23 protein-coding genes, 1 tRNA gene and 1 pseudogene are annotated in these 21,785 nt (G+C 39.3%); 11 read left to right on the forward strand and 14 right to left on the reverse strand.

Translation table 11 applies throughout. The features are described from left to right. Nucleotides 1-353: 353 nt before the first annotated feature. Nucleotides 354-429: transfer RNA gene (locus ATCC51562_RS00835), tRNA-Val, on the forward strand. A 74-nt stretch (nt 430-503) separates the two neighbouring features. On the opposite strand, the gene ATCC51562_RS00840 is transcribed toward ATCC51562_RS00835, so the two are convergent. From ATCC51562_RS00840 to ATCC51562_RS00850, 3 genes are all read right to left on the reverse strand, one after another. Continuing rightward, complete coding sequence (locus tag ATCC51562_RS00840) at nt 504-1,922, reverse strand: alanine/glycine:cation symporter family protein (protein ID WP_021090237.1); 1,419 nt, start codon at nt 1,920-1,922, stop codon at nt 504-506. A gap of 577 nt (nt 1,923-2,499) precedes the next feature. Beyond that, nucleotides 2,500-3,672, reverse strand: coding sequence for a replication-associated recombination protein A (locus tag ATCC51562_RS00845; protein WP_235044173.1), 1,173 nt, complete (start codon nt 3,670-3,672; stop codon nt 2,500-2,502). Between the two features lie 28 nt (nt 3,673-3,700). Beyond that, the gene (locus ATCC51562_RS00850) at nt 3,701-4,228 is read right to left on the reverse strand and encodes a pyridoxamine 5'-phosphate oxidase family protein (RefSeq protein ID WP_021090286.1); all 528 of its coding nucleotides are present in this window, start codon (nt 4,226-4,228) and stop codon (nt 3,701-3,703) included. 80 nt (nt 4,229-4,308) lie between these two features. On the opposite strand from ATCC51562_RS00850, the gene ATCC51562_RS00855 reads away from it, so the two are divergent. Beyond that, a complete protein-coding gene (locus ATCC51562_RS00855; protein WP_021090199.1) occupies nt 4,309-4,602 on the forward strand; it encodes a hypothetical protein in 294 nt (97 codons plus the stop codon). A gap of 1 nt (nt 4,603) precedes the next feature. On the opposite strand, the gene ung is transcribed toward ATCC51562_RS00855, so the two are convergent. Next, nucleotides 4,604-5,296, reverse strand: a complete 693-nt coding sequence (gene ung, locus ATCC51562_RS00860) for a uracil-DNA glycosylase (RefSeq protein ID WP_021090289.1) — start codon at nt 5,294-5,296, stop codon at nt 4,604-4,606. Between the two features lie 64 nt (nt 5,297-5,360). Between ung and ATCC51562_RS00865 the strand changes: the two genes are divergently transcribed. The 3 genes from ATCC51562_RS00865 to infC all read left to right on the forward strand — a co-directional run bounded on the left by ATCC51562_RS00865 (nt 5,361) and on the right by infC (nt 8,613). Continuing rightward, complete coding sequence (locus ATCC51562_RS00865) at nt 5,361-5,927, forward strand: YbaK/EbsC family protein (RefSeq protein ID WP_021090274.1); 567 nt, start codon at nt 5,361-5,363, stop codon at nt 5,925-5,927. A 350-nt stretch (nt 5,928-6,277) separates the two neighbouring features. Further along, a complete protein-coding gene (thrS, locus tag ATCC51562_RS00870) occupies nt 6,278-8,098 on the forward strand; it encodes a threonine--tRNA ligase (RefSeq protein ID WP_021090296.1) in 1,821 nt (606 codons plus the stop codon). Then, nucleotides 8,095-8,613, forward strand: coding sequence for a translation initiation factor IF-3 (gene infC, locus ATCC51562_RS00875; RefSeq protein WP_009295104.1), 519 nt, complete (start codon nt 8,095-8,097; stop codon nt 8,611-8,613). Before thrS ends, infC begins: the two co-directional genes overlap by 4 nt. Nucleotides 8,614-10,340: 1,727 nt before the next feature. On the opposite strand, the gene gdhA is transcribed toward infC, so the two are convergent. Both gdhA and ATCC51562_RS00885 read right to left on the reverse strand, forming a co-directional pair. After that, nucleotides 10,341-11,699, reverse strand: coding sequence for an NADP-specific glutamate dehydrogenase (gdhA, locus tag ATCC51562_RS00880; RefSeq protein ID WP_021090281.1), 1,359 nt, complete (start codon nt 11,697-11,699; stop codon nt 10,341-10,343). Nucleotides 11,700-11,895: 196 nt separating this feature from the next. Beyond that, nucleotides 11,896-12,483 (reverse strand): SMI1/KNR4 family protein, encoded by a 588-nt coding sequence (locus ATCC51562_RS00885; RefSeq protein ID WP_035167072.1) that lies wholly within the window; start codon nt 12,481-12,483, stop codon nt 11,896-11,898. A gap of 174 nt (nt 12,484-12,657) precedes the next feature. Between ATCC51562_RS00885 and ATCC51562_RS09780 the strand changes: the two genes are divergently transcribed. Continuing rightward, entirely contained in the window at nt 12,658-12,855 is a 198-nt protein-coding gene (locus tag ATCC51562_RS09780; protein ID WP_021090333.1) for a PQQ-binding-like beta-propeller repeat protein, read from the forward strand. A 150-nt stretch (nt 12,856-13,005) separates the two neighbouring features. Here the strand turns inward: ATCC51562_RS09780 and ATCC51562_RS00895 are convergent, their stop codons facing one another. The 6 genes from ATCC51562_RS00895 to glmM form a co-directional block, all read right to left on the reverse strand. After that, nucleotides 13,006-14,445, reverse strand: coding sequence for an acetyl-CoA carboxylase subunit A (locus ATCC51562_RS00895; protein WP_021090374.1), 1,440 nt, complete (start codon nt 14,443-14,445; stop codon nt 13,006-13,008). A 116-nt stretch (nt 14,446-14,561) separates the two neighbouring features. Next, entirely contained in the window at nt 14,562-15,107 is a 546-nt protein-coding gene (locus ATCC51562_RS00900) for a hypothetical protein (RefSeq protein ID WP_021090252.1), read from the reverse strand. 9 nt (nt 15,108-15,116) lie between these two features. Continuing rightward, entirely contained in the window at nt 15,117-15,551 is a 435-nt protein-coding gene (locus ATCC51562_RS00905; RefSeq protein WP_004317437.1) for a CopD family protein, read from the reverse strand. A 9-nt stretch (nt 15,552-15,560) separates the two neighbouring features. Next, on the reverse strand, nt 15,561-15,923 hold the full coding sequence (locus ATCC51562_RS00910; protein ID WP_012000991.1) for an NINE protein: 363 nt from the start codon (nt 15,921-15,923) through the stop codon (nt 15,561-15,563). Continuing rightward, nucleotides 15,913-16,365 (reverse strand): signal peptidase II, encoded by a 453-nt coding sequence (gene lspA / locus ATCC51562_RS00915; protein ID WP_021090389.1) that lies wholly within the window; start codon nt 16,363-16,365, stop codon nt 15,913-15,915. Before lspA ends, ATCC51562_RS00910 begins: the two co-directional genes overlap by 11 nt. Continuing rightward, complete coding sequence (gene glmM, locus ATCC51562_RS00920) at nt 16,358-17,698, reverse strand: phosphoglucosamine mutase (RefSeq protein WP_021090278.1); 1,341 nt, start codon at nt 17,696-17,698, stop codon at nt 16,358-16,360. The genes lspA and glmM overlap by 8 nt, the downstream gene beginning before the upstream one ends. Before the next feature lie 156 nt (nt 17,699-17,854). Here glmM and rpsT point away from each other — a divergent pair, with 156 nt between their 5' ends. The 4 genes and pseudogenes from rpsT to ATCC51562_RS09785 all read left to right on the forward strand — a co-directional run. Continuing rightward, nucleotides 17,855-18,124 carry a 30S ribosomal protein S20 gene (gene rpsT, locus ATCC51562_RS00925; protein WP_004317319.1) on the forward strand — a complete coding sequence of 90 codons (270 nt, stop codon included), beginning with the start codon at nt 17,855-17,857 and terminating at the stop codon, nt 18,122-18,124. Between the two features lie 13 nt (nt 18,125-18,137). Beyond that, nucleotides 18,138-19,205, forward strand: coding sequence for a peptide chain release factor 1 (gene prfA / locus ATCC51562_RS00930; protein ID WP_021090402.1), 1,068 nt, complete (start codon nt 18,138-18,140; stop codon nt 19,203-19,205). Between the two features lie 344 nt (nt 19,206-19,549). Then, nucleotides 19,550-19,969 carry a TOBE domain-containing protein gene (locus tag ATCC51562_RS00935; RefSeq protein WP_021090264.1) on the forward strand — a complete coding sequence of 140 codons (420 nt, stop codon included), beginning with the start codon at nt 19,550-19,552 and terminating at the stop codon, nt 19,967-19,969. 167 nt (nt 19,970-20,136) lie between these two features. After that, nucleotides 20,137-20,371 (forward strand): annotated as a pseudogene (locus ATCC51562_RS09785) (FAD-binding protein); the annotation flags it as partial. A gap of 6 nt (nt 20,372-20,377) precedes the next feature. Here ATCC51562_RS09785 and ATCC51562_RS00940 read toward each other — a convergent pair. Then, nucleotides 20,378-20,605: a replication/maintenance protein RepL gene (locus ATCC51562_RS00940; protein ID WP_021090258.1), complete on the reverse strand. Its 228-nt coding sequence runs from the start codon at nt 20,603-20,605 to the stop codon at nt 20,378-20,380. 1 nt (nt 20,606) lies between these two features. Next, the gene (locus ATCC51562_RS00945) at nt 20,607-20,972 is read right to left on the reverse strand and encodes a diacylglycerol kinase (RefSeq protein WP_021090215.1); all 366 of its coding nucleotides are present in this window, start codon (nt 20,970-20,972) and stop codon (nt 20,607-20,609) included. A gap of 53 nt (nt 20,973-21,025) precedes the next feature. Between ATCC51562_RS00945 and ATCC51562_RS00950 the strand changes: the two genes are divergently transcribed. Next, nucleotides 21,026-21,784 carry an exodeoxyribonuclease III gene (locus ATCC51562_RS00950; protein WP_021090298.1) on the forward strand — a complete coding sequence of 253 codons (759 nt, stop codon included), beginning with the start codon at nt 21,026-21,028 and terminating at the stop codon, nt 21,782-21,784. The last annotated feature ends 1 nt before the right edge of the window (nt 21,785 follow it).

The raw sequence follows: 21,785 nt of genomic DNA on the forward strand, positions 1-21,785 counted from the left end.
ACTCACCTTTGAAGAATTTTTCTTAGTATCAATCTTTTGCTCTAGTATCTTTCTCTCATGAATTTTATATGTTGGCTTCAGTACTAAAGATAATTTCTAAAGCTAACGCTATATGCCCTATATCATAGTGGTAGCTTACACATTTTAGCTCTTTAGGAGTGCCAAGGGGTTTTTGTGGCGATAACTTGTGAGTTGCCGATATTGACCGGATAGTTTTCATCTTTACCGATAACTGTGAAACAAGTGTTAGCTAATTCCAATTTTATCCATTACATTTACTGCTTATAAATAAATTTAATTACTAAAGAATTAAGCTAAATAAAATAGAAAATAAAATATAATCCCAAATCTTTGGTCCCGTAGCTCAGTTGGTAGAGCACTACCTTGACATGGTAGTGGTCGATGGTTCGAGTCCATTCGGGGCCACCACTTCTAATAAAATATCCTAAACAAGAGATTTAAAAATTAATTATTAGTAAATTTTTTAAAGATTCGGTAAAGATTTATTTCAAATAATCTTTCACATCATACTCTTTGCCAGCATCGTGATCTTTTAAAAGTTTTGCCACGATAGGGCTTAAAATGATGATGGCAATTAAATTTGGCACAACCATCAAGCCATTAAACATATCTGCTAGGCTCCAGACAAAATCAACCTTTTGCAAGCTTCCCAAAAATACAAAAACGACTACTAAAATTTGAAAAGCTCTGACCGCTTTTGCCCCAAGAAGGTATCTTACATTGATCTCAGCAAAATAGTACCATCCAAGAATCGTTGTGAACGCAAAGAAAAATAGGCAAACAGCTACGAAGCTATATCCGCCAACCTTGCCAAAGATATGCGATGAGAAGGCTTCTTGCACCAAGGTGATACCTGTAAAGACTGCCTTGCCGTTTTCAAAGCTGATGACATTTGCGGTAAGTACTACAAAAACGGTTATATTTAAAACGATAAAAGTATCTACAAATACGCTCATTATGCCAAGTACTGCTTGATCGACCGGGTGTTTGACATTAGCTGCGGCGTGCGCGTGTGGAGTTGAGCCCATGCCAGCTTCATTGCTAAAAAGGCCCCTTGCTATGCCGTATCTCATCGCAGCTGCTATACTAGCTCCAGTCGCTCCACCCCACGCAGCTGAAGGATCAAATGCTGCTTTGTAGATAAGCAAAACTGCATCTGGAATTTCGTGAAAATTTAAAGCGATAATGATTAGTCCAACACCTACATAAAGTAAAGCCATCAAAGGCACGATCTTTTCAGCCACTCTTGCGATCGCCTTTACGCCACCTATAAAGATGACCGCACAGACGATTGCTAAAAAAGCTCCAGTTATCCACTGAGGTATACCAAAGGCACCTTTAAAGCCGTCTGAGATCGAGTTTGCTTGCACCATATTTCCGATAAAGCCAAGTGCGATAATGATGGCGATAGCGAAAAATCCAGCTAAAATTTTTGCCCATTTTCCCTTTAATCCACGACTTATATAAAATGCTGGACCGCCTATCGTGTGACCGCTGTCATCTTCTGTGCGGTAAATTTGAGCTAGGCAAATTTCAGCAAAATTTGTAGCCATGCCTAAAAATGCAGCGCACCACATCCAAAATATCGCTCCAGGGCCACCCATGATAAGAGCTGTTGTCGCGCCTACTAGATTGCCGGTGCCAACTTGTGCGGCGATCGCAGTTGCAACTGCTTGAAACTGGCTCATACCAGCCTTGCCAGCAGCTTCGCCGTGAAGCGAGAAATTCCCAAAAAGTTCTCTTAGGCCCATTTTAAACTTAAAAATTTGAACAAACCCAAGCCTAATAGTAAAAAATAGTCCGGTGCCGCAAAGTAGGGCGATAAGGAAGTATGGACCCCAAAGAAATGAATTTATACTCTCAACGCAATTATTTAAAATTTCAGCAAAATTTGTAAGCATTTTCTTAACTTTCATTGGTGTAGTTTAGAGAGCGAGTATATTTAAAAAAATATAAAATTAAAATAAATAAGAAAAATTTTTTAGCTTGGTTTAAAATTTTGTGCTAGTTTCGGCTTACTCGCTGTGAACTTGCTTTTACTAGCAAGATTTTACGACCAATATTTTTACGCTCTAAGGCGTTTTTTGATTGATAATTTCTAAATTTATCCCACAGTGAAGGTTTAGAATGGCTAAAATTATTTCTTGATTTTTGGATTTTAAAATTAGATTTTTGCGTGTTTCAGACGGCTTTTACGAGAAATTTGCAATCTTTCTTGTGCGGATATAACTTGGCAAAACGTATTTGACTCTTGGTTTTGCTAAAAATCTTATAAAGCACGTTATAAGCGGTTTTGGTATTAAATTTTTACTTCATTGTTATTTGCTGGATTTGCCGTATTTTGTCCGTAAATCGCCGCCCAAAGTTGTTTAAAAATTTCTGGAAATTCGCTTGCTATGCCATAAGCCGTCGTTAATCTACTCCAACGTCTTCTATCTTTAAATTTAAAACAGACCTTTCAAATTGACAGAGTAAAGCCTAAATTTTACCCTTTGACCTTATCTTTTCTAGCCACTCATTTAGCGTTTTTTCAAAGCCTATGTCCTTGCTTTTGTAAAAAACGAGCGGTTTTTCTAGATATTTTTGCTCGACCCAGCCACCAAAATCATGCGGATAAAGGTAGTCTTTGCTCTCTTTTGTGTGGTTTTTTAGATATGGCGGGATCTTTAAAATTTCCTCGCTTTGCACGTATCTTAGGGCGGCATTTATCGCGTTATAGCTGGAGTTTGACTTTGGCGAGCTAGCTAGATAGACGGCGCACTGAGCTAGTATTATCCTAGCCTCTGGAAAGCCTATCTCTTTTACCGCACTTAGTGTGCTTGCGGCTAAATTTAGCGCATTTGGGTTTGCATTGCCGATGTCTTCGCTGGCAAATATCGCCATCCTTCTAGCGATGAAGTCCGCACTCTCGCCAGAGTCTATGAGCCTTGCGAGATAGTAGATAACGGCGTTTTCGTCGCTTCCACGTAGGCTTTTTATAAAAGCGCTTGCTAGCTCGTAGTGCGTATCATCCTCTTTTGCTCCCTCTTTTAGGGCGTTTTGACGCAGTGTCTTTAAATTTTCCAGACTCACATTTTCATCAAGCGTGATGGCAAATTCTAGTAAATTTAGCATAGCTCTTGCGTCGCCACCGCTACTTTTAAATAGATATTCTTTGGCTTCCTCGTCTATGCTAAATGAAATTTGCTCTCTTATCTTGCCAAGAAGCTCCTCAAAATCGCCACTGCTAAGCGGCCTAAACTCAAAGAGCATAGAGCGACTTCTGATGCCTGAGCTTAGCGTGAAAAAGGGATTTTCCGTGCTAGCACCGATGACTAAGGCTTTGTAGTTTTCCATGGGAATTAGCAGTGCTTCTTGTTGGGTTTTGCTTAGGCGGTGGATCTCGTCTATGAAAAAGAGTGGCTTATTTAAGGCGTTTTCGTAGTTTTTTAAAATTTTGCGAAAGTCATCTATCTTTAAATTTCCGCCATCAAATTCGTAAAAGTCGTAGTTTGCGCCGCTTGCTACTGCTCTTGCAAAGCTCGTCTTGCCACAGCCTGCTGGACCATAAAAGATGGAGTGTGGGATTTTGTTAGAGGCTATAAATTTTAAAAATGCTGCTTTAACCGCTTTTTGTCCGCAAATTTCATCCAAGCTTTTTGGTCTAAACATCAGTGCAAGTGAGCTCAAATTTCTTCCTTTACTTTGCTGGTTTTGGCAAAATTTTAGCTTTCGCGCTAAGACTTTCTATCTTAAACTCATAAATTTTAGTAATCTTTAACCCATACTGAGCCGCTGTTTCAAAGGTGTTCATCGCATAAGCTGTATATTTTAGGCTGAGAATTTTTAAAATTTCATATTTTTTAGCTTCGTCTGTGATCTCGTAAACTCTAGTTTTTGCGATGGCACTTTTATACTCAGTCGTAAAAACCTTACCTCCAAGTGCCTTGCCGTCGTCTTTTATCGCATCTAACTCGCTTTCGCTTAGATGTGGGACTTTGTTAAAACTAACGCAGACAAACTCCACTTTTCGTCCATCTTGAAGTAGTTTTGCCTTACAGCCAGCGGTAGCTCCGTGTATAAAAATGCTTTCACCAACTCTAACAGGCGAGATCGGTACGCTAAAAATTTCTCCCTCATCATCCACACATGAAATTACCGCATATTCACATTCATCTATGATTTTTAGGCCATCTTCACGGCTTAGCTCTCTATCTTTTCGTCTCATTTTTTATCCTTTTTTTGAAAGAGCATTTTAAAATTTAAGTGCTTAAAGGCTAGTATAACGCAAAAATTTCAAGGAAAAACATGAGAAAAATAGCCATTTTTGCCATTTTATTTGGCATAAACTTAGTCCATGCAAACGATGTTTGCAATGAATATATCAAGCAAAGTAGGCTATATCTTGACGAGCTTTATGCCAAAGAGAGCAAGCGACTTGCAAATGATGAAAAGGAGCTAAGGCTTTTTGAGCTTAAATTTGATGAGTTTAAACAAAGACAAAGCGGCCAAGAAGCCATAATTTTGCAAAACAAAGATGAGAAATTTTGCAAAAGAAAGCTTGAAGAGACAAACAAACTTTTAAATGATCTAAAAAAATAGATCAAATTTTTACGTTTAGATCCCAGTCTATTGGTGTTTTGCCATGGTTTGCTAGATAGATATTTGCTTTTGAGAAGTGACGGCAGCCAAAAAATGCGCCACGAGCCAGTGGGCTTGGATGTGCTGCCTCTAAGATGAGGTGCTTGCTGGCGTCAATGAGCGGTGCTTTGGCTCTAGCTGGATTGCCCCAAAGCATGAAAACTACGTTTTGTAAATTTTCGCTTATCTTTTTTATTACAGCGTCAGTAAAGCCCTGCCAGCCAAAGCTTGCGTGGGAATTTGCCACTCCAGCACTAACACTTAAAGTTGAGTTTAGAAGCAGCACGCCTTGCTTTGCCCACTTTGTAAGATCGCCACTATTTGGCTCTTTTGTGCCAAGATCAGCGTAAATTTCTTTATAAATATTCACAAGACTTGGGGGGACTTTTACACCACTAGGCACTGAAAAGCTTAGCCCCATGGCTTGATTTGCGCCATGGTATGGATCTTGGCCTAGGATGACGACTTTGACAGAGTGAAATGGCGTTAGGTTAAATGCATTAAATATAAGCGCGCTTGGCGGATAGACGGTGCCAGTGCTCTTTGCTTTTAAGAAATTTTCTTTGATACGCGCGAAATTTTCACTCAAAAACTCATCTTTTAGCACCTCTTTCCAACTTGGCTCGATCTTTATGTCGTCTAAATTTATCTGCATTTTTCTGCCTTTTGTAAGTTTTAGCGGTATAATTTTAACTAAAATTTATCTAAAGGAAAGAGCTGTGTCTGAGCAAATTTTTAATAAGATCTATGAGCTTCTTAGCAAGAATGAAGCTAAATTTAAAGTTCTAAATCATGAGAGTGCGACCACTTCAGAAGAGGTGGCAAAACTTAGGGGAACAAAGATGAGCCAAGGCGCAAAGGCTCTAGTTTGCTCTATAAAAGGGGTAGATGAGGAAAAATTTAGGCAAATTTTTAAAGATGAAAATGTGCTAAATGATTATTTGCTAAGCGATGAAAAGCCAGCGATGAAGGCTGGTAAAATTTATATTTTGGCTATTTTGCCAGCTGATATGCAGGCAAATCTTGATAGCTTGACACAAAAATTTGACGGCAAAAGGGCAAGCCTAGCTAGTCCAGATGAAGTTTTGGCATTGGCAGATTGTGTTTTTGGTTCAGTGCCACCGTTTAGCTTTCATAAAAATTTACACATTGTAGTTGATGAAAGGTTACTACAAAGAAACGATGAGATCGCATTTAATGCGGGACTACTTGATAGATCGATCATTTTAAATACAAAAGATTATACAAAGATAGTGCGACCAACGCTAATAAATTTTGCAGAATGAAAAAGTGCTAGGCTAACCACTTCCTAGCACTAAATATTGTCGGGAGAAAAATGAATTTAAATAATGCAAAGACGAGAAATTGCTAAATTCATTTCAAGAACAAATATTATCAGGCATAATCTTAAAGTATAATAAATTATATAAATAAAAAGCTTTAAATTTAGGGATTTATACATTTAAATATAAATATATATATTTCATAAATAAATTTATAGATCAAAGCTTGTGGATTTAAAAAGAATTTATAAAAATTTGCTTAGTAAATATTAAGTTTAGCTTAAAGCCCATTTAGATAAAATCCTTAATCGTTCTTTTATCGTAAAAAAGACAATTTGATATAAGGAAAAACAATGAGCGATATCATCGCATACAAACTAAATGGCGAAATAGTCGATACTCAAAGTATCGCAGGGCGTGAGAGTAGTGCTGAGCCTATCTATTTTGACAACTCAAAAGAGGCACTACACGTTATCAGACACTCCTGTGCGCACCTCATGGCACAAGCTATCAAATCACTCTATCCAAAGGCGAAATTCTTTGTCGGACCAAATGTAGAAGATGGATTTTATTATGATTTTAGAGTTGATGATGAGGGTACGAAGCTAGGCGAGAGCGATCTAGCAGTGATCGAAGATAAGATGAAAGAGCTTGCTGAGAAGAAAATTGATATCATCAAAACCTGCTCAACCAAAGCTAATATGAGCGATAAATTTAAAGATGACGACCTAAAGCAAGAGGTCTTAAAAAGAATCCCAGATGGTGAAGTTAGCAGCTACTCACAAGGTGATTTTGAAGATCTTTGCCGTGGACCACACGTACCAAATACTAAATTTTTAAAATTTTTCAAGCTTACACGTGTGGCTGGGGCTTATCTTGGCGGAGATGAGAACCGTGAGATGCTAACTAGAATTTACGGCACAGCTTACGCAGACAAAGAGAGTCTAAAAGAGCACATCCGCATCATCGAAGAGGCTAAAAAGCGCGATCACAGAAAGCTTGGCGTCGAGATGAAGCTATTTACATTTGATGAAGAAGTGGGTGGCGGTTTGCCTATCTGGCTACCAAATGGCGGACGCTTAAGATCAAAACTAGAGCAGCTCTTATACAAAGCCCACCGCGACCGCGGCTATGAGCCAGTGCGAGGTCCTGAGCTTTTAAAGGCTGACGTGTGGAGAAGAAGCGGCCACTACGCAAACTACAAAGAAAATATGTACTTTACAACGATCGATGAGACAGAGTATGGCATCAAGCCGATGAACTGCGTTGGTCACATCAAAGTTTATCAAAGTGACATCCGCTCTTACCGCGATCTCCCGCTTAAATTTTTTGAATACGGCGTCGTGCACCGTCATGAGAAAAGCGGCGTGCTTCACGGACTTTTCAGGGTTCGCGAATTTGCTCAAGATGACTCACATATCTTTTGTATGCCAAGCCAGATCAAAGAAAATATCTTAGAAATTTTAAAATTTGCTGGCACGATAATGGAAAATTTTGGTTTCCACTATGAGATGGAGATATCAACCAAGCCAGCCAAAGCGATCGGTGGCGATGAAATTTGGGATACAGCTACAAAAGCGCTAAAAGAAGCTCTTGATGAAAATGGCTTTAAGTACGGCATCGACGAGGGCGGCGGCGCATTTTATGGACCAAAGATCGACATTAAGATAACTGACGCGCTTAAGAGAAAGTGGCAGTGCGGCACGATACAAGTTGATTTTAACTTGCCAGAGCGCTTTGATCTAGGCTACATCGACGCAAATAACGAAAGACAGCGCCCTGTAATGCTTCACAGAGCCTTGCTTGGCAGTTTTGAGAGATTTATAGGAATTTTACTTGAGCACACTGCTGGCGAGCTACCATTTTTCATAGCTCCTACGCAAGTCGTCATCGTGCCTATTAGCGACGCGCATTTAGACTACGCAAAAGAAATTTCACGCGAGCTAAGAAAGATCAACGTCGATAGCGAGATCGCAAGTAAAAATGAGAGTTTAAATAAGAGAATAAGAACGGCAGAAAAACAAAGGGTGCCTATGATAGTCGTGCTAGGTGACAACGAAGTAGCGAACAAGAGCGTTGCATTGCGCGACAGACAGGCTAGGACGCAGAGCGATATGAGCTTGGCGGAATTTATAAATTTAACGAAGGAGAAACTTAGTGAGGTACATTTTTGAGTAAGGAAAATGAAGTATTGCTCAATGAGGACATAAGGGCGAGAGAGGTAAGATGTGTAGGGGATGATGGCACGGCATACGGTGTCATCTCAAGAGATGAGGCTTTAGAGATCTCAAATAAGCTTGGGCTTGATCTAGTGCTTATAGCGCCAGATGCGAAGCCGCCAGTTTGCAAGATAATGGACTACGGCAAATTCCGCTATCAGCAAGAGAAAAAGCAAAAAGAGGCCAAGAAAAAGCAAAAAACCATCGAGATAAAAGAGATAAAACTCTCTGTCAAGATCGCCCAAAACGATATAAACTACAAGGTTAAACACGCAAGCGAGTTTTTGCAAGATGGCAAACACGTTAAATTTCGTGTATTTTTAAAGGGTCGCGAGATGAGCACCCCAGAGGCTGGCGTAGCCATGCTTGAGAAGGTCTGGGAGATGATCAAAGATGAGGCTGACCGCGACAAAGAGCCTATAATAGAAGGTCGTTATGTAAATATGCTTGTAACTCCAAAAAAGGGTTAAATTCTCACAAAGAGCAGGCTAGGGCTTGCTCTTTTTTATTAAATTTTTAATACAAAAACTCACAAATAACTATTTTCAAAAATTCTATCATTTTTATATCTGCTAAATTTACGCAATGGTGTTTGCGGTTGATGTGGCTTGTGAGTTTGTAAATTTAAGTGTTTGTGCGAATGTTTTTAGCTAAATTTTGTCTAATTGCAGGTTAAATTTGGTAAGAAACTTGATTATTTGTAGCTTAAATTTAGCAAATTTTAAATTCCCTTGTTCGAATTTAATTGTCTTGCTGTCACTCGCAAAAGCGCTGTGCCTAAAACTTCTTGTGAGTTTTAAATTTTGTTTTTTATATGCTTGAGTGAGAGTTTTTAAGCTAAATTTTGCCTATGAGCTAGCTAAATTTGGCAAAGAGAATATCACTTTAATAATACTTTTTACAAAAGCTTTGACTACTTTTGGTTTTATTTGATGAGCAAATTTGGTAAGAAACTTGATTATTTGTAGCTTAAATTTATCAAATTTTAATCTTTGCTTAGCAGAATTTAATCATTTTGACATCGCTTGCGTGAGTGCTTTATTGAAATTTGACCAAGCAAACGCAGGCTATTAGAGTAAATTTGAACTTCTTGTGAGCTTGTAGATTTATGGTGCGTTATGGTGCGTGTGCGAGTGCCGTGAGCTAAATTTCATCTAATAGGTTGCTGAACTTGACGAGAGAAATATAGCTTTAATAAGTGCCCTTTGCAAATCTTTTGACTGCTTTTATTTTATTTGGAGCTAAATTTAGCAAATAATTTCTTTATTTATAGCTTAAATTTATAAAATTTTAATTTTTGTTTGCTGGAATTTTTTCTATTTTTTATCGCTCGCATGGATGCTTTACAGAAATTTGACTGGGTGAGAGCCGCATACTAGAGTAAAAATAAAAGCTTCTTTTGAGTAAATTCGATATTTGTAGTGTTTATGCGAGTGCTTTGAGCTAAATTTTGCCTAATAGCTGGTTAAATTTAATAAGTGAAATTTGGTTTTTCTTGTAAAAATGCGAGTAGTTTTTATCGCTTTAAAATGCTTTTTTGCGAAGGATTTGACTGCTTTTGTTTTATGTGGTAGCAAAATTTGATAAGAGAAATTTAGGTGTGGCTTAAATTTATAAAATTTAACTATCTCTTGCCAAAAATGTGCTCTGTTATCCGTTTGAGAAATTTTAGGTTTTGCTCGCTTTTTGGTAGGATTTTGTCATTTAGCCTTATTATGCCGAAGTTGCAAGCGCTATGAAAATTTCTCTCTCGCAACTCATTTGCTGCAAATTTCTTTATCGTCAAACAAGCCACGCATAGACCGCACCACTCGTGCAATCAAGCAAAAATATCCACAGGATGCTCCACGGCAAAAACTTTCAATTTTACTGCTCAAACCTTGCCGCTCCACCATTTGCCGTCATGTCAGCTTTTTTAGCAAAATTTATACTAAAAGCTCTAAAAAATGTGGTCTGCTCGCCACCCTAGTGAAATTTAACCAAGCTTCAAATTCACATCTGCCACGCCAGCAAAAATTTGTCAAAACAAACGCTCTATATACATCGTATAAAATGCTTCAAAGCAGCGTAAATTTGCTAGCTTGCTAGTAAAATTTGCCGTGCAAAAGGCAAATCCTATTTTGACTAAAACAAGCTGGCCTTATATTGATTTACGCCCAAATTTAGCTTGGACGTAAATTTACAGAGCCAAATTGGCCTACACATATCCTTGATCTATCATCGCGTCAGCCACTTTTCTAAAGCCAGCGATATTTGAGCCAAGCACTAGGTTGCCCTCATCGCCAAACTCTTTACTCGTTTCGTAGCTTAGCTCAAAGATGTGGTTCATGATGCCATGGAGTCTGCGATCGACCTCCTCGAAGCTCCACGAAGTCATGCCAGCATTTTGCATCATCTCAAGTCCGCTTGTGCCCACGCCACCAGCGTTTGCTGCTTTTGCTGGAGCAAAGTGGAAGTCTTTTTGTGCAAGCATGAAATTTATCGCATCAAGCGTGCTTGGCATGTTCGCGCCCTCAGCTACGAAGCGGCAGCCATTTGCGTAAAGCACTTTTATGTCAGCTAGGTGAAGCTCGTTTTGTGTCGCGCATGGGAAGGCTCCGTCGCATGGCACGTCCCAGACGCCGTTTCTGCCCTCTTTATACTCGCTCACGCTTACATATTTTGCGTTTGGTCTAAATTTGGTGTATTCGCTAAGGCGAGCGCGCTTCACTTCTTTTAGCTCTTTAAGCACCGCTAGATCGATGCCCTCCGCGTCGTAAACGTATCCGTTTGAATCAGAAACCGTGATAGGCAGCGCGCCTACTTGATAGAGCTTTTCTACAGTGTATATGGCGACGTTTCCGCTACCGCTTATGCTGCACTTTTTACCCTCTAGCCCAAGTCCCGCCTTTTGCAGCATATTTTGCGTGAAATATACCAGCCCGTATCCTGTCGCCTCCGTGCGCGCTAGGCTGCCGCCCCAGTTTAGCCCCTTGCCCGTTAGTATACCGTCAAATCTGCCGGTTAGCTTTTTATACTGCCCAAACATATAGCCTATCTCGCGCGCGCCAACGCCGATGTCGCCTGCGGGCACGTCTACGGTGTTGCCGATGTGGCGGTATAGCTCGCTCATAAATGCTTGGCAAAAGCGCATTATCTCGCCCTCGCTCTTGCCTTTTGGATCAAAGGTGCTGCCGCCTTTTGCGCCGCCGATATTTACGCCCGTAAGCGAGTTTTTAAAAATTTGCTCAAATCCAAGAAATTTTAGCACGCCAAGATCCACGCTAGGATGCAGTCTGATACCGCCTTTATAGGGGCCCACGGCTGAGTTAAACTGCACGCGGTAGCCGTTATTTACCTGCGGTCTGCCGTCGTCGCCCGTGTACGTGACGCGAAAGATCACCGTGCGCTCGGGGATAACTATGCGCTCTAGGATCGCGTGTTTTTGGTACTTGCTTTCTCTTTTTATAAGCGGCTCGAGGCTGTTTAGCACCTCGGTCGCAGCCTGGACAAAGACGCCTTGACCCGGATTGGTCTTTTTTATCCACTCCATCGTTTTTTCGATGTACTCGCTCATTTTGGCTCCTATTCGTCAAATTTTCGTAGTTGAATATTAACTCTCCTAGAAAAAATTTTTATTTAAATTTATTTTTATATTTTTATTTTAGGCGATGAGCGTTACATATCGAAACTAAATTTATGAAAAGTGGTTTTTGTTTCGGTCGCTGAAATAAATTTATAGAAGATAATTTAGGCTAGGAAGCCCGATTTTGCTAAATTTCATATGCCATCTCTTGCCAGAAAAGAAGGGCTCTACCATCTGCTTGGACAAATTTTAGGATTTGCTCGGTTGATGGCATAGCTTCATCATTTAGCCTTGCTATATCGATGCTAGCAAGCGCTATGAAAAATTTCTCAAAGTCGCTTGCGACGCACCTGCTGCAAAGCTCCTCATCTCCAAGCAGCCATGCATAGACCGCGCCACTCGTGCAATCAAGCAAAAATATCCACGGATCACCCACGGCAAAGACTATTAAATTTAAAGGGCGAGCTTCACCTTGCCACCATTTGCCGCCGTACTCATCTATACTATTTAGTCGTGCTATCTCGCTTGCATAGTCGCCTCTAGAGCCAAATTTGACATTGCAAATTTCAAAATTTCCAAGGTCAAATTTGCTTAAAAGCTTTATAAATTTAGCTGGGAAATTTACGCCAAGAGCTTCTTGTGCGTTTTTAAGTGCTTGTGTGGTAGCTTTAACATCATTTTGAAGCAAGAGCCTCATGCCAGTCATACCCTCTTGCTCTAGTGGTAAGAAAATTTGATCTAACTTTTGAGCGATTTCATCTAGCTTTAAAAACATATCAGTCCTTTAATCTGCTGGATTTTGGCAAATTTTATCAAATTTAACTCGGTGCGCTTTTAAATTTGACCAATTTGCCGCCAAACTTAGACTACGATCTTCATAAATTTAAAAAGCTAGCATAGATAACTAAAAAACTAGCAATCACTAAAAGCGAGATGTTAAGAAAGGCGAATGCTTTGTTTTTGCACCGCTAGCAATGGCGGACATCTCTATGCCGTGGATGCAAAAAGTGGCGAGGTGATGTTTAAGTTTAAAACCAGTGGCACGGAGAATTTTGTTTGTGTCGAGGGTCAAATTTTACTTGCAAATTGCAAAAATAAGCCAGTTTTGATAAGCGCTAGAAATGGCTTGCTACTAAAAAGGATATAGTTTGAAATTTTGGTTTAGTTACAGATCAGATCATGCTAGTAAGCGGTGGCAAGCTCTACGCTATGGCAAACGACAAATTTAAAATTTACGCAGTTTGTGTGGAAATTTGGCTTTGGCGAAATTTATCGCCAAAGCCGCAATGAGATAAATTTATCTCTTCTTTTTATATCTTTTTATCGCCTCTACGATGACCTCTTCTAGATCATCGTTTGGCTCTTTATTCATATCGTCATAGGTGTTTTCAAGGATAGTTTTTAAGTTTTTCTCAACGTAGCTAGTATCAAAAAATCCCCTTCTAAACTCCTTGCTTTTGCTTATAGTTAGCAAAAATGGGATGATCGTTCGCACGCCCTCGATGGTAAATTCTTCAAGTGCTCTTTCAAGCTTATTTACCGCTAGGTCATAATCAGTCGCCTTGACGATCAGTTTTGCGATAAGCGAGTCGTAAAATGGCGGTATGGTGTAGTCTTTATAGACGTGGCTATCAACGCGCACAGAAGGGCCAAGAGCTGGGTAGTAGCCCTCGATCGTGCCTGGTGCTGGGATGAAATTCTCCCAGACATTTTCAGCCGTGATCCTAGCCTCTATTGCGTAGCCTCGTGGCTTGATGTCACTTTGCTCGATCTCTAAAATTTCACCAGCAGCGATCCTTATTTGCCTAACGACTAAGTCGTGGCCGGTGATCTCTTCAGTGATGCCATGCTCCACCTGGATACGGGTATTCATCTCCATGAAGTAAAAGTTATTGTAGTCATCTAGCAAAAACTCGATCGTTCCGACGTTTGAGTAGCCCACAGCTTTTGCAGCGGCCACTGCGGTCACACCCATTATTTTTCTTAAATTTTCGCTGATAGATGGGCAAGGTGCGATCTCGATAATCTTTTGGTGGCGCCTTTGGATAGAGCAGTCACGCTCGCAAAGGTGGATGATATTGCCGTAGTTATCGCCTAAAATTTGAAACTCGATGTGACGAGGATTAACGACAAGCTTCTCCATGAAAACCTCATCGTTGTTAAAGTAGGTCTTTGCTTCTCTGGTGCACGACTCAAAGGCATCTTGCATATCTTCTTCTTGCCAAACTTCTCTGATGCCACGGCCGCCTCCTCCTCCGCTTGCTTTTAAAATGACTGGATAGCCGATGCGTCTAGCGTACTCTTTTATGGCATCCATGCTCTCGTCATTTAGCTTTTCAGTGCCAGGCACGATTGGTATGCCGTTTCTTTTCATTAGGTATCTTGCGATATTTTTATCACCCATTTTTCTGATCACCTCAGCCTTTGGACCGATAAAGATAAGCCCAGCGTCCTCGACCGCCTTTGCAAATTCGTAGTTTTCGCTTAAAAAGCCGTATCCTGGGTGTATCGCGTCAGCTCCGCACTCTTTAGCAAGCTTTACGATAGCTTTGGCGTCAAGATAGCCCTTGATTGGATCTTCGCCCACTTGATAGGCCTCATCAGCTATCCTTACATGCAAGCACTCGCTATCTGGCGCTGTGTAAATTCCTACGCTTTGAATGTGTAAATCCCTACAAGCTCTGACTATCCTAACTGCGATCTCACCACGATTTGCGATAAGAATTTTATGTATCATAGGCTATCCTTTTTGAGTTTTACTTATCATATAACTATTCGTTTTATTTTTAGATAAATTTATTAAGTCTGGTTTTAAAATTTGAGTGCAAAGGCTAAATTTACACTCAAATTTGTCTATCTATTGATGATTTGTGGAAAAGGTGTGGCTAGGGCTTTTTTGCTAAAATCTTGCGACTCGATCGTGAAATTTGTAGCAAATCTTTGAATGCCCTCTTTTTTATAAGCACGCCTTTGGATGGTAAAAAGGACTAAATTTCCGCCTTGTTTGGTGTAGCGATATATCGAATGCTCAGCTGTTGGTACGCCATTTAGGTTTGAAAATATCGTGATATCAAGATAAATTTCATTTGCCAGCGAACCCTTTTTATAAGCCACTTTTAGCCCTTTTGCTTTTAGCTCTTTTAGATCATTTATCTTTTGCTCGACTGCTTGCTCTGGCGTAGCGTCAAATTTAAGGGTATTTAGCGAGAGCATGTAGCTAAAACTATCTAGCTTCTCGCCAGGGAGCAAGTACTCCTGCGTGAATAAATTTGGCATAGGCTTGGCTGAATATGCCAATGAGTAGAGTCTGTTGTCAAATTTTATCTGCACCGGCTCAAAGTACTGAGTCGCCGCAAGTAAGAGTGCCGGCAAAGCGATAAATGCTAAAAATTTCTTCATCAAATTCCCTCAAAATGGATTTACTATCATTACCCAGATGATGATGAGCATTGCAATAGTTGGCACTTCGTTGTAGGCTCTAAAGAAGATGCCACTTTTGTTACAGCGTTTTTCTTTGAGCTGCTTCATGTAGCGTCCAAGGTCTAGGTGATAGATAGCCATTAAGATGACAACTAAAATTTTGACATGGATGTGACCAGTTTTTATAAGATCAGGCATCGCGATAAGTATCAATATACCAGTGACAAATGAGCCAATTAGTGCGACCCAGCCGATGTAGTGATACATCTTGTACTCCATCACCTCTACCACTTTTACAAAGTCTGGCTTGTCCATATTTTCTACGTGATAAACGTAGAGCCTTGGCTGATAAAACAGCACTGCCATCCACGAGATGAAAAACAAATAGTGGAGGTATTTTAAGTAAAGATAATATTCTGCCATAACGTCTCCTTATCTAAAAAGTATCTCTTTTCTAGCTTCAAATTCAGCCTTGCTGATCGCACCACTCTCAAAAAGCTCGTAAAGCCTTTTTAAGTCGTCCTCTTTATCTTTTAGTTTTAGTCTCTCTTTTAGCTCGACTTTTTGTAAATTTTTCTCGACATAAGCACCAACCAAAAATGCATCTATAAGCCACCAAATGCCCCAGATAGCTAAGAATGGTATGCCTATAATGAAATAAAACGTAGAGTAGCCAACGAAAAATAGTCCCATCATCAAAAAGCCAGTGATAAATTTACCAAGGTAAATTCTATGCGCCCCAAGCCAGCCAGTAAGTAGCCAAAGCGCGTATGCGACGTAGATATTATTTCCCACTCTCTCTCCTTTTTCTAAAACTTTGCCAAAGTATCATCACCACGCAAAGATCGATCATCACATCAGCGAAGTTAAAGACCGCAAAGTTAAACCACTTGTGCCAAAAGACATAATCCACGACGCCGCCATGGATAAATCTATCTGTGATATTTGAGCTGCCAGCTCCTAGCAAAGCTCCAAGCCAAATGGCATACGAGCAAAGCAGCTTTTTTTCAATGACTAGATAGACAAAAACGCCTAAAATGAGGGCGATCTGGATAAATTTAAGCCACTCATCTAAAAAGGCAAACATCGAAAATGCAACGCCCTTATTATATGTAAGAACTAGTGAGAAAAACTCGCCCTCCCACGAAAAACCATCTATAAATATCATCTTTATCGCTTGATCAACGATAAAAATGAGAAAAAACGCGATGAAAAATTTAACTAAGCTTTTACGCATTTAGGGCTTTTACAAAAAATTTCTCAACTTCATCCATGCGTTTTTCAACTAAAGTTTGATTTTTACCCTCAAGCAAAAGTCTGATCAAATTTTCAGTGCCAGAGTATCTAAATAGCGATCTTATGCCCTCTTTTGCGAGGCTAGCCTCAAGCTCTTTTAGCCCCTCTATCTTATCAAGCGGCTTTTTCTCTGTGATCTTTAAATTTAGTAAAATTTGTGGATACGGCTTTAGCTCGCCAAAAATTTCACTAGCTTTTTTGCCTTTTTTAAGCATCATAGCAACTACTTGCATCGAAGTAACAAGGCCGTCGCCAGTTTTAGCGTAGTCGTTAAATATCACGTGGCCGCTTTGCTCGCCACCAAAATTTATGCCATTTTCTTTCATCATCTCAAGCACGTATTTATCGCCTACGTTTGAGCGAAGTAGCTTGATCTTGTGAGCTTTTAGATAGTCATCAAGTGCGGCATTACTCATCACCGTAGCCACGATGGCTCCACCTTTTAGCGCCTTTTGCTCGTGTAAAAATGCAGCTAGTGAGCCAAGTATCGCATCGCCATGCACAACTTCGCCGTTTTCATCGACGACTACAAGTCTATCAGCATCGCCGTCAAATGCAAAGCCGATGTCAGCACGAAGCCTTTTTACCTCGCTTGCTAGATCTTCTGGGTGAAGTGCGCCGCAGTTTTGGTTGATATTGCTACCATTTGGTTCGTCGTTTATGACGATGACATCGGCTCCAAGCTCGCTAAACACGGTTGGTGCGACCTTGTAAGCAGCTCCGTTTGCCACGTCTAAAACTACTCGTAAATTCTTTAAATTTAACTCTTTTGGGAATGAATTTTTGATCTGCACGATATATCTGCCGATAACGTCGTCAATTCTCTTGTTTGCACCTATCTCTATCATTGTCTTTTGGGCATTCGCGATGAGCTCGTCGTCGTAGAAAATTTTCTCTATCTCAGCTTCTATTTTTTCATCTAGTTTGTTGCCAAAGCTATCAAAAAATTTGATACCGTTATCGTAGTATGGGTTGTGTGAAGCGCTTATCATTATACCAGCGTCACAGCGCATATTTTCTGTTAAAAATGCGATTGCAGGTGTTGGCATAGGGCCTATTTGAAGGACGTTGTAGCCAACTGCAGTCAGCCCCGCAACTATGGCGGTTTCTATCATATAACCGCTTTTTCTAGTATCTTTTCCAACCAAAATCACATTTGTCGCTGAAGTCTTTCTAAAATAAATTCCAGCCGCCATTGCAAGACGCATAGATGTTTGAGCTGAGAGCTTTTCGCCTGCCTTGCCACGAACTCCATCCGTTCCAAATAGTTTCATAAATTTATCCTTTTTATTATAAAATTGTGCTATTTTATCAGAATTTACCTAATTTAAAATCTAAAATTTACTTTCATTAAGGATGACTTAAATTAAGGTTAAATTTATTATATCTTTAATATAATCACCGACTAAAATTATTCAAAAAGGTATATTATGGCAAACCATAAATCTGCTGAAAAAAGAGCTAGACAAACTATAAAAAGAACAGAAAGAAATAGATTTTACCGCACAAGACTTAAAAATATAACAAAAGCAGTGCGTGTAGCTGTAGAAGCTAAAGATCTAAATGCTGCAAATGAAGCTTTAAAAGTTGCTAACAAAAGCATCCATAGCTTCGTAAGTAGAGGCTTTTTGAAGAAGCAAACTGCTGCTCGCCGCGTTAGTCGCCTTGCACAATTGGTAAATACTCTAAAAGCTGCTTAATTTATAAAATTTAATGTTTGCTGATAAACTTCATCCATTTTTGGATCGCTATAATGAAATTTCTGCGCTTCTTAGCGATCCAAATATAGCAAACGATATCGAAAAGATGACAAAGCTCTCAAAAGAGCAATCATCTATCGAGCCAGTCGCAACTGCCTCAACAAAATATCTAGAAATTTTAAAAGACATCGACGAAAATAAAGCCCTACTTGAGGACTCTGAGCTTGGTGAGCTAGCAAAAGAGGAACTTAAAAATTTAGAGATTTCAAGAGAAAAGCTTGAAGAAGAGATAAAAATTTTACTTCTTCCAAAAGATCCAAACGATGATAAAAATATATTTTTAGAAATTCGTGCAGGTACTGGTGGTGATGAGGCTGCGCTATTTGTTGGAGATCTTTTTAATGCTTACATTAGATATGCGGAGCTTCGAGGATATAAATTTGAGATCGTTAGCCAAAGTGAGGGTAACACTGGCGGCTTTAAAGAGATTATTGTACTTATAAAAGGCAAAGGCGCTTACTCAAGACTAAAATTTGAAGGTGGCACGCATAGGGTTCAGCGTGTGCCAGAGACTGAGAGTCAGGGCAGGGTGCATACTTCAGCTGTGACTGTGGCTATTATGCCAGAGGTCGAGGATAGTGAGATCGAAATCAATCCAAATGATATAAGAGTCGATGTGATGAGAAGCTCAGGTCACGGCGGTCAGTCGGTAAATACAACCGATAGTGCCGTTAGGATCACACATATACCAACTGGCCTTGTTGTAACAAACCAAGATGGCAAGAGTCAGCACAAAAATAAAGAAGCTGCGATGAAGGTGCTAAAAGCTAGACTTTATGAGATGCAAGAGCAAGAGAGACTTGCAAAAGAAACTAGTGAGCGAAAGAGTCAGGTCGGCACTGGAGACCGCTCAGGCAGGATAAGAACTTATAACTATCCGCAAAACCGCATAAGTGATCACCGTATAAATTTAACACTTTATCGACTTGATGCGATTATGGCTGCGGGATTATTTGACGAGATCATTGAGCCACTTATTACGCATTATCAAGCAGAAGCTATGCTAGAAGCTGGTATTTAAATTTTCAAATTTTTACTTCAAATTTTATAATTTATTTCTTTACTTAAAAATATTACTTTAGCTTAAAATACTTTTAAATTTACCAAGCTTTAAAGTCAAATTTACAAGAATTTTATAAAAATAGATATTTAGAAGTAGTAGCTAGTAATATTTTTTATCATTTTTTTCAAAATAATATAAATTAAATTTTTAGATTTTATTTCTCAAATAGCGATTTATAGGGCATTTAAAAGTATAAAATTTTTATTTTTGATATTATAATTTTGCATAAATATTTTTTAAGTTTTGCTTAATAATTCTACCTTACAATTTCACCATAATTTAATTCAAAACAAGGAGACAAAATGTCAATAAGTGCAAGAAATCAACTAAATGTTGAGATCACAGAGGTAAGAACAGGTGCGGTAAATTCGCTAATATCTGCTAAGCTTGCAGGCGGTGAGGTGCTAAAAGCGACTGTTACGGTTGATAGTGAAAAAGGTCTTGATCTTAAAGTTGGTAAAAAAGCTATCTTTTTATTTAAAGCTTCAAGCGTTATCGTTTCAAAAGATGACAGCATTAAGCTTAGCGCTACAAACCAAATAAAAGGCACTGTAAGCGAGATAAAAGACGGAGCTGTAAATGCTGAAGTTATTATCGATGTAAATGGCAGCAAAATTTCAGCTATCATCACAAGAGAGTCAGTTAGTAGCCTAGCTTTAAAAGTAGGAGATAAAGTAACTGCAATCATCAAAGCAACTCAAATTATAGTTGGTGTTAAATAATTTACGGAGCAATTTTGCTCCGTTCTTCTAAACTAAATTCTATTCTTAAGCTAAAATCTAAAATACTCTAAAAATTATCAGCCAAGTTATAAATTTAAAGAAATTGTAGTAAATATCTTTAAAGCTATTTACTTAAAAATTTTATAGCTAAAATTTATATTACTTTTATAGCCTATCCACCATTTTAAGCAGAGCATGGCACGCCAAAAGTTCACCACACAATAGGCGGCCCAAATATCAACACAAAACCAAAGTCATAAGCTCTCAAACGGCTATACCTATACCAAACTATATGTAGCTGGTGAGATCGCAGGTGGCGTTCATGACGCTAGCCGTCTAGGATCAGTCGTGATAACTGACCGCTTGACATTTGGCATGATCACTGCTAAGACTATCTGCTAAAACTAACTATAAATTTTTAAATCTATAAACTCCGTTTTTCACTCGCTCGAAAATTTTCTTCTCTTCAAGTAGCTTAAAGGTATTTATTACGGTTGGTTTGCTCACATCTAGCTTTTCGCAAATGTCTGAAATTTTAAGCATAATAAAGCCATTTTCATCGCTTAGCTCGCAAAGTAAATTTATGATCTCTACCTTTTTCTCGCCAATGATTGCCTTGTAAATTTCTTCATTCATGCTAGCTCCAAATTTTATATCCTATTGCCACGCACCAAAGCGCGCCACATAAGAAATTTGCGATCATCACAGCCGCACTTCCTGCATCTTTTGCTGCCTTTGCTAGGGCGTGATAGTCTGGGCTTGCAAGATCAGTTACTCGCTCTAAGCCAGAGTTTAGACACTCGCAAACTAGCACAAATGCCATGCTAAAGATCAAAAATAGATTAAAAACAAGGTCAAAATTCCAAAAAAATAGCGAGATCGTAGTTACCAAAAATATATAAATTTCTATTCGAAAGCTCTTTTCATTTTTAAAAATTTCAGCCAAACCCTCTCTTGCGTAGCCAAAATTTTTAAAAAATTTATACTCTGGCTGGTTTCTCATAATTTTCCTTTTTGCGATTTTTGGCATAATTATAATTAAAAAAAGGATGAAATTTGAAACTTATTAGCTGGAATGTAAATGGCCTTAGAGCACTTGTAACAAAAGATGGCTTTGGCTGGCTTGACGAGGTTAGGCCTGATTTTTTGGGACTGCAAGAGATCAAGGTCAAAGAAAATGACGTGCCAAAGGAAATTTATAATCTTGGCTTTAAAGATATAAGCGTAAACTCAGGCGAGAGAGCTGGATACTCTGGTGTGATGAGCCTAGCAAATTTTGATATTTCTACACAAAAGGCAGCCTTCTTTGATGACACGGAGGGGCGTGTTTTGGAACATAGATTTGGCAATATTGTACTTTTTAATATCTATTTTCCAAACGGCCAAAAGGATGACGAGCGCCTAGCCTATAAAATGGACTTTTATGAGAAATTTCTAGCTTACTGTAAAGAACTTGTAAAAAGCGGCAAAGAGGTGATATTTTGCGGCGATGTAAATACCGCTCACCGCGAGATCGACCTTAAAAATCCAAAGGCAAATGCCAAAACTTCAGGCTTTTTGCCTATTGAGCGAGCGTGGATAGATGAGGTGCTAAAAAGTGGTTTTATAGATACTTTTAGAGCCGTAAATGGCGACGTAGCGGACGCTTACTCGTGGTGGAGCTATCGCTTTAATGCAAGGGCTAAAAATGTCGGCTGGAGAATTGATTATTTCTTTATTTCACAAGGATTAAAAGATAGGCTAAAAGACGCATTTATTTTGCCAGATATTACAGGCAGCGATCACTGCCCGGTTGGCATAGATATAGAAATTTAGC

The sequence above is a fragment of the Campylobacter concisus ATCC 51562 genome (genome assembly GCF_000466745.1).
In the GTDB taxonomy this organism is placed as follows: Bacteria; Campylobacterota; Campylobacteria; order Campylobacterales; family Campylobacteraceae; genus Campylobacter_A; species Campylobacter_A concisus_B.

Excerpts from the sequence above, each read along its gene's own strand:
- glmM (WP_021090278.1), bottom strand. The coding sequence starts at position 17,698 with ATGAAACTATTTGGAACGGATGGAGTTCGTGGCAAGGCAGGCGAAAAG.
- ATCC51562_RS00850 (WP_021090286.1), bottom strand. The coding sequence starts at position 4,228 with ATGAGACGAAAAGATAGAGAGCTAAGCCGTGAAGATGGCCTAAAAATC.
- ATCC51562_RS00940 (WP_021090258.1), bottom strand. The coding sequence starts at position 20,605 with ATGAATGAAGAAATTTACAAGGCAATCATTGGCGAGAAAAAGGTAGAG.
- thrS (WP_021090296.1), top strand. The coding sequence starts at position 6,278 with ATGAGCGATATCATCGCATACAAACTAAATGGCGAAATAGTCGATACT.
- ATCC51562_RS00855 (WP_021090199.1), top strand. The coding sequence starts at position 4,309 with ATGAGAAAAATAGCCATTTTTGCCATTTTATTTGGCATAAACTTAGTC.
- ATCC51562_RS00905 (WP_004317437.1), bottom strand. The coding sequence starts at position 15,551 with ATGGCAGAATATTATCTTTACTTAAAATACCTCCACTATTTGTTTTTC.
- ATCC51562_RS00900 (WP_021090252.1), bottom strand. The coding sequence starts at position 15,107 with ATGAAGAAATTTTTAGCATTTATCGCTTTGCCGGCACTCTTACTTGCG.
- ATCC51562_RS00935 (WP_021090264.1), top strand. The coding sequence starts at position 19,550 with ATGTCAATAAGTGCAAGAAATCAACTAAATGTTGAGATCACAGAGGTA.
- ATCC51562_RS00895 (WP_021090374.1), bottom strand. The coding sequence starts at position 14,445 with ATGATACATAAAATTCTTATCGCAAATCGTGGTGAGATCGCAGTTAGG.
- gdhA (WP_021090281.1), bottom strand. The coding sequence starts at position 11,699 with ATGAGCGAGTACATCGAAAAAACGATGGAGTGGATAAAAAAGACCAAT.
- rpsT (WP_004317319.1), top strand. The coding sequence starts at position 17,855 with ATGGCAAACCATAAATCTGCTGAAAAAAGAGCTAGACAAACTATAAAA.
- ATCC51562_RS00840 (WP_021090237.1), bottom strand. The coding sequence starts at position 1,922 with ATGCTTACAAATTTTGCTGAAATTTTAAATAATTGCGTTGAGAGTATA.
- ATCC51562_RS00945 (WP_021090215.1), bottom strand. The coding sequence starts at position 20,972 with ATGAGAAACCAGCCAGAGTATAAATTTTTTAAAAATTTTGGCTACGCA.
- ATCC51562_RS09780 (WP_021090333.1), top strand. The coding sequence starts at position 12,658 with ATGCTTTGTTTTTGCACCGCTAGCAATGGCGGACATCTCTATGCCGTG.
- ung (WP_021090289.1), bottom strand. The coding sequence starts at position 5,296 with ATGCAGATAAATTTAGACGACATAAAGATCGAGCCAAGTTGGAAAGAG.
- lspA (WP_021090389.1), bottom strand. The coding sequence starts at position 16,365 with ATGCGTAAAAGCTTAGTTAAATTTTTCATCGCGTTTTTTCTCATTTTT.
- prfA (WP_021090402.1), top strand. The coding sequence starts at position 18,138 with ATGTTTGCTGATAAACTTCATCCATTTTTGGATCGCTATAATGAAATT.
- ATCC51562_RS00885 (WP_035167072.1), bottom strand. The coding sequence starts at position 12,483 with ATGTTTTTAAAGCTAGATGAAATCGCTCAAAAGTTAGATCAAATTTTC.
- ATCC51562_RS00845 (WP_235044173.1), bottom strand. The coding sequence starts at position 3,672 with ATGTTTAGACCAAAAAGCTTGGATGAAATTTGCGGACAAAAAGCGGTT.